The 8,970-nt window shown below is 62.6% G+C and carries 9 protein-coding genes; 3 read left to right on the top strand and 6 right to left on the bottom strand.

Annotation, left to right across the window (positions count from 1 at the left end; all coding sequences use genetic code 11):
* Positions 1–65: 65 nt before the first annotated feature.
* The 4 genes from DCO47_RS23460 to DCO47_RS23445 form a co-directional block, all read right to left on the bottom strand.
* Positions 66–653 carry a LysE family translocator gene (locus tag DCO47_RS23460; protein WP_042609538.1) on the bottom strand — a complete coding sequence of 196 codons (588 nt, stop codon included), beginning with the start codon at positions 651–653 and terminating at the stop codon, positions 66–68.
* Between the two features lie 302 nt (positions 654–955).
* Complete coding sequence (locus tag DCO47_RS23455; protein WP_116659021.1) at positions 956–3,193, bottom strand: ATP-binding protein; 2,238 nt, start codon at positions 3,191–3,193, stop codon at positions 956–958.
* Positions 3,190–3,795 (bottom strand): biliverdin-producing heme oxygenase, encoded by a 606-nt coding sequence (locus tag DCO47_RS23450; protein ID WP_064362018.1) that lies wholly within the window; start codon positions 3,793–3,795, stop codon positions 3,190–3,192. The genes DCO47_RS23455 and DCO47_RS23450 overlap by 4 nt, the downstream gene beginning before the upstream one ends.
* A gap of 196 nt (positions 3,796–3,991) precedes the next feature.
* On the bottom strand, positions 3,992–4,270 hold the full coding sequence (locus DCO47_RS23445) for a hypothetical protein (RefSeq protein ID WP_064362019.1): 279 nt from the start codon (positions 4,268–4,270) through the stop codon (positions 3,992–3,994).
* A gap of 159 nt (positions 4,271–4,429) precedes the next feature.
* On the opposite strand from DCO47_RS23445, the gene DCO47_RS23440 reads away from it, so the two are divergent.
* Positions 4,430–5,548 carry a carboxylate-amine ligase gene (locus tag DCO47_RS23440; protein ID WP_116659022.1) on the top strand — a complete coding sequence of 373 codons (1,119 nt, stop codon included), beginning with the start codon at positions 4,430–4,432 and terminating at the stop codon, positions 5,546–5,548.
* Here the strand turns inward: DCO47_RS23440 and DCO47_RS23435 are convergent.
* Entirely contained in the window at positions 5,530–5,961 is a 432-nt protein-coding gene (locus DCO47_RS23435) for a VOC family protein (RefSeq protein ID WP_065617005.1), read from the bottom strand. The genes DCO47_RS23440 and DCO47_RS23435 overlap by 19 nt on opposite strands.
* 109 nt (positions 5,962–6,070) lie before the next feature.
* On the opposite strand from DCO47_RS23435, the gene DCO47_RS23430 reads away from it, so the two are divergent.
* Positions 6,071–7,153: a bifunctional transcriptional activator/DNA repair enzyme AdaA gene (locus tag DCO47_RS23430; RefSeq protein ID WP_116659020.1), complete on the top strand. Its 1,083-nt coding sequence runs from the start codon at positions 6,071–6,073 to the stop codon at positions 7,151–7,153.
* Positions 7,154–7,211: 58 nt separating this feature from the next.
* Positions 7,212–7,829, top strand: a complete 618-nt coding sequence (locus DCO47_RS23425; protein WP_116659019.1) for a DNA-3-methyladenine glycosylase — start codon at positions 7,212–7,214, stop codon at positions 7,827–7,829.
* A gap of 75 nt (positions 7,830–7,904) precedes the next feature.
* Here the strand turns inward: DCO47_RS23425 and DCO47_RS23420 are convergent, their stop codons facing one another.
* On the bottom strand, positions 7,905–8,855 hold the full coding sequence (locus tag DCO47_RS23420) for a LysR family transcriptional regulator (protein WP_065617002.1): 951 nt from the start codon (positions 8,853–8,855) through the stop codon (positions 7,905–7,907).
* Positions 8,856–8,970: the final 115 nt, after the last annotated feature.

The raw sequence follows: 8,970 nt of genomic DNA, 5'->3' as shown, positions 1-8,970 counted from the left end.
ATTGACTGATCCACCGCTATCGCGAGCAGGCTCACTCCTACAGGGTCTTGTGATCGACAGGTCAATCAGGTGATCAGGAGATAAACCGCGCTCACCGCCAGCAACAACGCCATCAGCCGATTGAACCAGCGCATCCCCGCCGCGTTGCTCAGATAGCCACGCAAGAACGTCCCGGCATACACCCAGCACCCCACCGACAGATAGCAGATCACCAGATACACCGCCGCAAATTGCCAGACCAGCCGCGCCTCGCCGTCGGCGACAAACGCGCCCATGCCGGCCACGCAGGCCAGCCAGGCCTTGGGATTAAGCCATTGCATCACCGCACCATAGAGCATCGACGGCGCGCGGCCGGACTCGCTGGCGTGCAACTGGCCGTCATCGCTGGCGAGTTTCCAGGCCATGAACAGCAGAAACGCCACCCCGGCCCACTGCACCACGCGAGTCATGAACGGCCACAACTGCAGGACTTCATGCAGGCCCAGCCCCATCAGCACCAGCAACAGCACAAACCCCAGCGTCGCCCCGGCAACATGTCGCTGGCTGGCACGAAAGCCGTACTGCGCGCCAGAGCTCAAGGCGACGATATTGACAGGCCCGGGGGTGATGGAAGCGGCCAGGGCAAACGCCGCCATGGAAAGAATCAGACTCATTGCACACCTGCTTCAAATGAGGAACGAGGTGACTACGGTAGCGAGCACGGGGTTTGCGGTATTGAAGAAAATGACCCTGAGGATGCGAATCTTCTGTGAGAGCGGTGGGTCAGTCAGCCCAGTGCTGGCTGGGCTGACGTCTTCGCGAGCAGGCTCGCTCCCACAGGGTTTTGTGTGAAACCAAATTGCAGAGCCCACCGCAAGACCTGTAGGAGTGAGCCTGCTCGCGATAACGGTGGATCAGTCAGAACAGCGCTGACGGGACGGACGCCATCGCGAGCAGGCTCACTCCTACAGGGCACTCAGGCCAGGCGCGGCACGGTAAAGCGGAACTCGCTACCCTGCCCCGGCTCGCTCTCGGCGACGATCTGTCCGCCGTGGGCTTCGACGATGCCTTGGGTGATGTACAAACCAAGGCCGGTACCGGTCGGATTGCCTTCCTTCACTGTCCAGTAGCGATCAAACACATGCGGCAAATGTTCCTTGGGAATGCCTTCGCCGCTGTCACGCACGATGAACACAATCTCATCGCCCACCGACTTGGCGTGCACACCTACGGTGCCCATGCGCGGGGTGAATTTGATTGCGTTGCCGACCAGGTTGGACAGCACCTGAAACAGCCGCTCAGGGTCGGCGTGGATGCGCAGGTCAGGATCGGCCTGGAAGGAAATGCTGATGTCCTTGTCATGGGCCAGCGGCGACAGCAGCGATTGCGCCTCTTCGAAGATAAGCCCGACGTCCAGCGCCTGCGGGGTAATGGAATAGCGCCCGGCGTCGATTTTCGAGGTGTCGAGCAGGTCTTCGAGCAGCGTGTTCATGCGTGCCGTGGCCTGTTGCATGGTATCGATCGCCGTGGAAATGCGCCGCGAGGTGTGCGCGCCCTCAGAGCTGAAGGCTTTCTGCATCATGCCGCACAGCATGGAGATCACAGTCATCGGGTTGCGCAGATCGTGGGAGACCACCGCCACCAATTCGTCTCGCGCCCGCACGGCCTCCTGCTCGCGCCGTACCTGGCGGGCCAGATCGTTTTCCAGCGCCGAGCGACGCAGATCATTGGCAGCGAACCGATCACCGTGGCTCCACTTGGTGGAGATCCCGGCCATCTCGACTTTCCAGATCTCGAACGAGGTGCGCGGACGCAGGCGCAGGCCGGCGTCGGAGTTTTCCAGGTCCAGCGGTTTGCGCGGGTCGCCGCTCCAGTTGATGTTTTCCTTCACTTCCGGACGGAACCACAGCACGCCATTGTCCACCGGTTTGGGCAGGCTCATGGCGAGCACACCGCTGGCCACCGACTGATACTGCGCCGCCGGCGGATAAACGCTGGACAGATGATGACTGGCGAACACCGGCTCGCCGCGCTCCTGCAACCATTTGTGCAGGGCGCGAATTTCTTCCGGCGCCGGGCAGTTGCCGTAACGGTGCAGTTGTTTGTCTTCGATGATCGCGATGCCGCCGGCATTGACCAGCGCCATCAGCGTCGCCGGCTGCTGGGCGAGGCCGTCGAACACGTTTTGCGGCGAATCGATCATCGCCTGATTGAGCCGCGCCAGCGCTTCGACCTTCTCCTCGCGCTGGCGAGTCAGTTCCAGGGTTTCCATCGCACTGATCTGCAACGACAAGACCTGACCGATGGTCTGGCAGGCCATGCGCAACTCATGCGGCACGTGCAGCGGCTGGCGATTGCCGCAACTGATCAGGCCCCAGAGCTTGTCGCCCTTGAGCAGCGAGATGCTCATCGACGACAGCACGCCCATGTTCTTCATGTACTGGCAGTGAATCGGCGAGACGCTGCGCAGGGTGGCGAAACTCAGGTCCAGCGGCGTTTGCGTGTCGGGGCGCAACTTCGGCACCAGCGGCACCGGCTGGTAATCGGCGTTGGGGATGATCCGCAGCCAGTTGGTGCGATACAGCTCGCGCGCCTGCTCGGGGATGTCAGACGCCGGGAAGAACAGACCATTGAACACTTCCATCGACGGATCGGACGCCTCGGCGATGACCTGGCCGTGGCCCTCCTCCTCGAAGCGGTAGATCAGCACCCGGTCGTAACCGGTCATCGCCTGGATTTCCTTGACGCTGATGTCGTACAAGGCCTGCAGCGTGGTCGCCGCTTGCAGGCGCTGGAGCATGCGACCCAGATGGGTGTTGACCCCGGCAACGTTGCGCGGCTGGAAATTCTTGACGTGGATCTCCAGCTCAAGAATCAGCACACCCTGATGGCGATGCAGCAAACCTTCGAACGAGGTGCCGTTGAGCTCGAAACGCAGCGGCGGCGCCTCGGAGAACGTCGCCTGCTGCAAGGCTTCCTGCACTTGCGCGGTGTGTTCGGCGCCGATCAGGCTGTGCAGCGGCTGGCCGATCAACGATTCCGGCGCGCGGGCCAGCAGGGTTTCGACGTTGGCACTGACCTGAATGATCTGCAGCGCCGGCTCGCTCAGGGTCAGCAGCAAACCATGGGGCTGAATCGCGCCGGGAAAGCGGATCGGCTCGTCGGCACAGTTGGCCAGCAGTTCTTCAAAGGCTTGTTGGTCTTGCAGGTTCATGCCAGTACCTCCTGGCGCTCGAGCCACTGCTCGAAACAGCTGAATGTGGTTTGTGCTGCGCTGACCACGGCCGCGCGTTCGCTGGCATCCATGGGCCGGTTGCTCAGGTATTCGATGAACTCGCGCCAGCGCCGCCCGGTGGCAGCGCCATAGACATCCAGGAACGCGGCACCGTTGTCGGCATCCAGATTCAGCCGCGCGGCGATTTCCCGGCGCAGGATCTGCCCGCCAAGGGTGGCGCCTTCGAGCACGTACAGAACGCCAAGGCTGGCAGCGCTGGAGTCGATCACCGGCAAGTCCTCGCACAGCGGCAAGTCATTGGCGCTCGCGCCCAGCGCGCGCAGGTCGGCGTGCAAGGTTTCGGCCTTCAGACGAGGCGTCAGATTGAAATCGTCCGGCACCGCCCCGCTGGCCAGCAACGCCCGTTCCAGCGGCTGATAGAAACCGTAATAGGCCGCCATCAAGCGTTCGAAAGCGCGGTTATCGAGGGAGTCGGAGAAAAAAGGAAGGCGTTTTTCCAGTGCGATGTGCAGTTCGGCTGTGCCGGCCCGCAGATCTTGCAGCACCGGTGGCACATAAACCTCACGGGCCTTTGCTTGCATGTAGATCGCTCTTGGTGGGACCCGGCAGGGGCCATTCTGGGTGGGCACGGCGTGGGGTGGGAATTTACCACGCCACGCAGCTTTTTCTGACTGCCGAAGCGTTTTTTCTGCCGAACCTCGACCCTATGACACGTTCAGAGTGGCGCCGGATCGAAAAAGTTCGACCGACGCCATTATCCTGCCATCCTCCACCGCCTCAGTCAGCGCCGCTGTCGTTCTGCACGGAAGGATCACCGTTGGCTGGCACGCTGGTGTCGGGAACGCGTTTTGACGGGTTACTGTGTTCGGCGCCAGGGTAACCGGGCAAACCGCGAGTATCGTCCGGTGTCATGACATCTTCGCTGTCACGGCTGACGTCCCAGTCGGTGGTGGCGTTGGGATCTTCATCACGCCCGGCCGTGCCGATGGCGAAGCCGTCGTCGTTGGGATTGCCGGTCTCATTGAGGGCCTTGTCGTTGCTGGATGGGTTGCTCATGTCTGCCTCCAGAAAACGTTGATCGGACTTGTTTGGAAACGCCCTAGCCGCCCAAGTGCAATGGACAAGACCAACGGTGCATTTGCGGCACTGGTCGCCTGGCTTGAACCACCGTTGCTGCGGGGGGTTCTGAAGAGAAACACTCACTCGAGCACCGCCATGAGCCATCCGCGATTCGGTATCGAGGAAGAGTATTTCCTCACTGATCGGCAGACCTTGAGCATGGTCGGCAGCCCGCCACCCCAGGCGATCGAGGCATGCCGGGCGGCGCTGGGCGTGTGGTTTGCCACAGAGATGTTTCAAGGGCAGATCGAGGTGGCCTCGCCGGTGTTCAGCGACTTTCTGCACGCCGGCGATTTTCTCCGCGGCAGCCGTCAGGCCCTGGGGGCAGCCCTCGAACCGTTTGGCCTGGCCCTGCTCAGCGCCGGCAGCCATCCGCTGGCCGACTGGCGCGAGCAGGTGCCGACCGACGAGGAACATTTCCAATATCTGTTCCAACGCTACGGCCATGTCGCGCGGCGCAGCGTGCTGTCAGGCCTGCATGTGCACGTCGAAGTGATCGAGCCGCTGGATCGCATTGCGGTGATGAACGAAGTGCTGCCGTGGACGCCCCTCCTGCTGGCGCTGAGCTGTTCGTCGCCAATCTGGGATGGCGCCGCCAGCGGCTTCATGAGTTACCGGCAGACAGCGTGTGACGAGTGGCCACGCATGGGCATCCCGCCGCTGTTTGCCGATCAGCGCCATTACGACGATCACCTGGCGTTTCTCACGCGCATCGGCGCGATCACTGAGCCGAGCGAGTGTTGGTGGGGTGTGCGCCCGGCGGCGCGCTTTCCGACGCTCGAGCTGCGCATGACTGACGCCTGCCCTCGGGTCGATGATGCGCTGACGCTCGCGGCGTTTTTTCGCGTATTGGTGGCTCATGCCAGTGCACAGCGGCGCCCCGGTCTGCTGTACGACCAGACCGCGCGCTCGATGCTGGAAGAAAATCGCTGGCGCGCCAAACGCCTGGGCATTCATGCGCGCTTTCTGGTCGAGGGCATCGACGGCGACTGTTCGATCGCGCAGTGGCTTGAACTTGCCGAGCAGCGTTTTGCCGAGACCGCGCAGGCGTTAGGCGCGGCGCAGTTGTTCGAACGTGCGCGGGCGATCATTGACAGCGGCAACAGCGCCGATCGGCAACTGGCGCTGTTCAACCTGGCCTCTGAGCAACCGCAAAACGGCCATCTGGCGCTGGCGCAAGTGACCGAGCTGTTGCTTCAGGAAACGTCTGGCTGAGCGCCTTCGGACGGGCCTTTGAGTTCGACCTGATTGCCGTCCGGATCGAAACAATACAGCGACAGGCCGTAGCCCTCGGCGCCGAAACGTCTGGCGGCTTGCTCCACGGTCAGCCCGAACGACTGCAGGTGAGCGACAAGCGCCGCTTCATCGAACGGCTCGATGCGCAGGCAAAAGTGGTCGACATTGCGTTTCTGCGCCTCAGCCGCGCCGCCGCCCTTGCGCCCGAGTTCGCCCGCCAGGTCGACCAGATCGATCATCGAGGTGCCGGCCCGCAAATGCACCAGCCCCAGCGGCTGGTTATGCCTGACCACTTCGGCGCCGAACACTTTGCCGTAGAAATCGATGCTGCGTTGCAGGTCGGCTACGCGCAGGACGACATGATCGATGCGCTGAATGGAAAACGGATGCATGGGTGAGCTTCCTTGAAAGCGGCGACCCGCTCATTGTGCTGCACCAGCGAAAAAATTCACTGTCGATTTTTCGGTGGAGCCATCGACAAAGCGGATTTACTCTCAGCCCATGAACATACCAGCCGCTGTCCTGCCGCCCCACGCCGAAATGGTTCGCGCCATGCTCGAACGCGACACTGCCTATGAAGGCGTGTTCTTCACGGCGGTGAAAACCACCGGGATCTTCTGCCGCCCCAGTTGCACGGCGCGCAAGCCGAAACCGGAGAACGTCGAATTTTTTGCCCATGCCGACGAATGCCTGTGCGCCGGTTACCGCGCCTGCCTGCGCTGCAAACCGCTGGACGCCGCGGCGATCGCCCCGGACTGGGTGCAGCGCCTGCTCAACGCGGTAGACGCCGATCCCGAACGGCGCTGGAGCGATGCACAATTGCTCGCTGAAGGCATCGAACCATTGAAGCTGCGGCGCTGGTTCAAACAGCATTTCGGCATGACTTTCCATGCCTGGCTGCGCACCCGTCGCCTCGGCATGGCCCTGGGCGGAATCAGGCAAGGCGCGTCGATCGATCACGCCGCGTTCGACTCCGGCTACGAGTCGCTCAGCGGTTTTCGCGACGCTTTTCAGAAATCCTTCCACATTACCCCGGGCCGCGCCGCCAACAGTGAGCCGCTGCTGTTCACCCGCCTGACCACGCCGCTGGGGCCGATGATCGCCATGGCCGAGCGCCGTGGTCTGGTGCTGTTGGAGTTTCTTGATCGCCCGGCGCTGACCCGTGAAGTCGAAGCACTGCAGAACCGTTATGGCTACGCCGTCGCGCCGGGACACAACGCGCACTTACAGCAGATCGAGGTGCAACTGGCGGAGTACTTTGCCGGCAGGCTCACTCAATTCAGCGTGCCCTTGCACCTGCCCGGCAGCACGTTTGCCCGCGAGGTGTGGGCGGCGCTGCTGCAAATCCCCTACGGCCACACCAGCACCTACGGCGCCATCGCCGCGGGACTGGGCAAACCCGGGGCCAGTCGTGCGGTGGGTCTGGCCAACGGGCACAATCGGCTATCGATCGTAGTGCCCTGCCATCGAGTGATCGGCGCAGACGGTTCGCTGACCGGTTATGGTGGCGGGCAACCGCGCAAGGCGTTTCTGCTGCGGTTGGAGAACGCTGCGCTGCAAATGACTCAACAATTGGCTTTCTGAAACATGCAACTCATCCAGCGAGAAGGGATTTCGATGATTACGCTCGACTCACGGCCGCATGACTGACGTGTACGACGCGGCCAGCGCCTTTCTGGCCGTAATAGACGCTGACTGGCAGCGCCATATCCGCGCCGTCGGCCCCTGCCTGCATCAGCCGCACCCGGCGCGCGATCCGTATGAGTCGCTGGTGCGCGCGATTGCCTATCAGCAACTGCACGCCAAGGCTGGCGATGCGATTCTCGGGCGTCTGGTGGGGTTGTTTCCCGGACAGGCATTTCCGCGTCCGGAACAGATTCTGGCGACTGAGGTCGAGCAATTGCGCGCTTGCGGATTTTCAGCCAGCAAGATCGCGACGATCCAGGGGATTGCCCAGGCGACGCTGGACGGCGTGGTGCCGGATTACCCGACTGCGCGGGCCATGGACGATGAAACCCTGATCGAACGTCTGACCAGCCTGCGCGGCGTCGGTCGCTGGACCGTGGAGATGCTGCTGATCTACAGCCTGGAACGCATGGACATCCTGCCGGCTGATGATTTCGGTGTGCGTGAGGGTTACCGGCGTTTGAAGGGACTGGACGTGCAACCGACGCGCAAACAGATGATCGAGATCGGCCGGGCGTGGAGCCCGTATCGGACAGTGGCCGCCTGGTATCTGTGGCGGGTGGCCAAGGTCTAGACCGCGTTATCGTTTTTCGCGAGCAGGCTCGCTCCCACATTGATTGGGGGCGGCAGGTAGAACCCGGAAGTTGAACTACACGCGGTCGGCTCCCTTTCCCCCTCTCCCTGGGGAGAGGGCTGGGGTGAGGGGGAGATCGAACTGGCGCTGCAGATCTTCAGCCTTGAGAATCTCGAACAACGCCTGCGCCGCCGCCGACAGTTCATTGCCCGGCTCGGTCAGCACACCGATTGCCCGCTCGACCGAATCGTTCAATGTCAGGCAATGCGCACCCAGCTCGCGCATTTGCCCCGCACACAACGCCGGCACCGCGCTGACTCCGAGCCCGCTGGCGACCATGCGGCCGACCGTCGCCAATTGATGGCTCTCGAACTCCACCGGCAACTTCATCCCGCGCGCGTGCAAATGCTCTTCCAGCATCACCCGTACCGTCGACGGCCGCTGCAGGGTGATGAACGGTTGCTCCAGCAAGGTCTGCCAATCGATGTCGGCGCGGCCAGCCAGCGCTGAATCCGCTGGCACCACGGCGACGAAGCGATCGACATACAGAGGCGTGAACGTCATCGAGGTACTCTGCATCGGCGCGAACGCCACGCCGAGTTCCACCTGCCGGTCGCGGACCATTTCCAGTACTTGCTCGTTGATCACGTCGTTGACCGTGACGTTGACGTTCGGATAGCGCGCGCGAAAGCTCTTGAGAATCGGCGGCAGCAGATTGCCGGCAAACGACGGCATCGCCGCCAGCGTCACGCGCCCGCGTTGCAGACTGAAACGCTGACGCATCTCGTCTTCAGCGTTGTCCCAGTCGGCGATCAACCGGCGCGCCAGCGGCAGCAGGGATTCGCCCTCCGGGGTCAGCGCGACATTCCGGGTATTGCGGCTGAACAGCCGCCCGCCCAGGCCCTCCTCCAGCGCCTTGATGGTCAGGCTCAACGCTGACTGGGACAGGTGCAGGCGCTCGCATGCAACGGCGAAACTCAGGCTATGGGCCACGGCGAGAAAGGCACGGATCTGTTTGATGGTCATGGTCGCTTTGCTCCCGTTGCGAGCTGCAAGCTGCAAGCCGTGATGTGATTGCCCTCTGTAGGCGCTGCCGAAGGCTGCGATCTTTTGATCTTGAAAATCAACGGCAAAAGATCGC

Origin of the sequence: Pseudomonas sp. NDM (genome assembly GCF_003105095.1) — a bacterium.
GTDB lineage: Bacteria > Pseudomonadota > Gammaproteobacteria > Pseudomonadales > Pseudomonadaceae > Aquipseudomonas > Aquipseudomonas moraviensis_A.
Note: the sequence above shows the minus strand (reverse complement) of the source record. Positions and strands in the feature narration are given on the sequence as shown.

Excerpts from the sequence above, each read along its gene's own strand:
- DCO47_RS23460 (WP_042609538.1), bottom strand. The coding sequence starts at position 653 with ATGAGTCTGATTCTTTCCATGGCGGCGTTTGCCCTGGCCGCTTCCATC.
- DCO47_RS23455 (WP_116659021.1), bottom strand. The coding sequence starts at position 3,193 with ATGAACCTGCAAGACCAACAAGCCTTTGAAGAACTGCTGGCCAACTGT.
- DCO47_RS23450 (WP_064362018.1), bottom strand. The coding sequence starts at position 3,795 with ATGCAAGCAAAGGCCCGTGAGGTTTATGTGCCACCGGTGCTGCAAGAT.
- DCO47_RS23445 (WP_064362019.1), bottom strand. The coding sequence starts at position 4,270 with ATGAGCAACCCATCCAGCAACGACAAGGCCCTCAATGAGACCGGCAAT.
- DCO47_RS23440 (WP_116659022.1), top strand. The coding sequence starts at position 4,430 with ATGAGCCATCCGCGATTCGGTATCGAGGAAGAGTATTTCCTCACTGAT.
- DCO47_RS23435 (WP_065617005.1), bottom strand. The coding sequence starts at position 5,961 with ATGCATCCGTTTTCCATTCAGCGCATCGATCATGTCGTCCTGCGCGTA.
- DCO47_RS23430 (WP_116659020.1), top strand. The coding sequence starts at position 6,071 with ATGAACATACCAGCCGCTGTCCTGCCGCCCCACGCCGAAATGGTTCGC.
- DCO47_RS23425 (WP_116659019.1), top strand. The coding sequence starts at position 7,212 with ATGACTGACGTGTACGACGCGGCCAGCGCCTTTCTGGCCGTAATAGAC.
- DCO47_RS23420 (WP_065617002.1), bottom strand. The coding sequence starts at position 8,855 with ATGACCATCAAACAGATCCGTGCCTTTCTCGCCGTGGCCCATAGCCTG.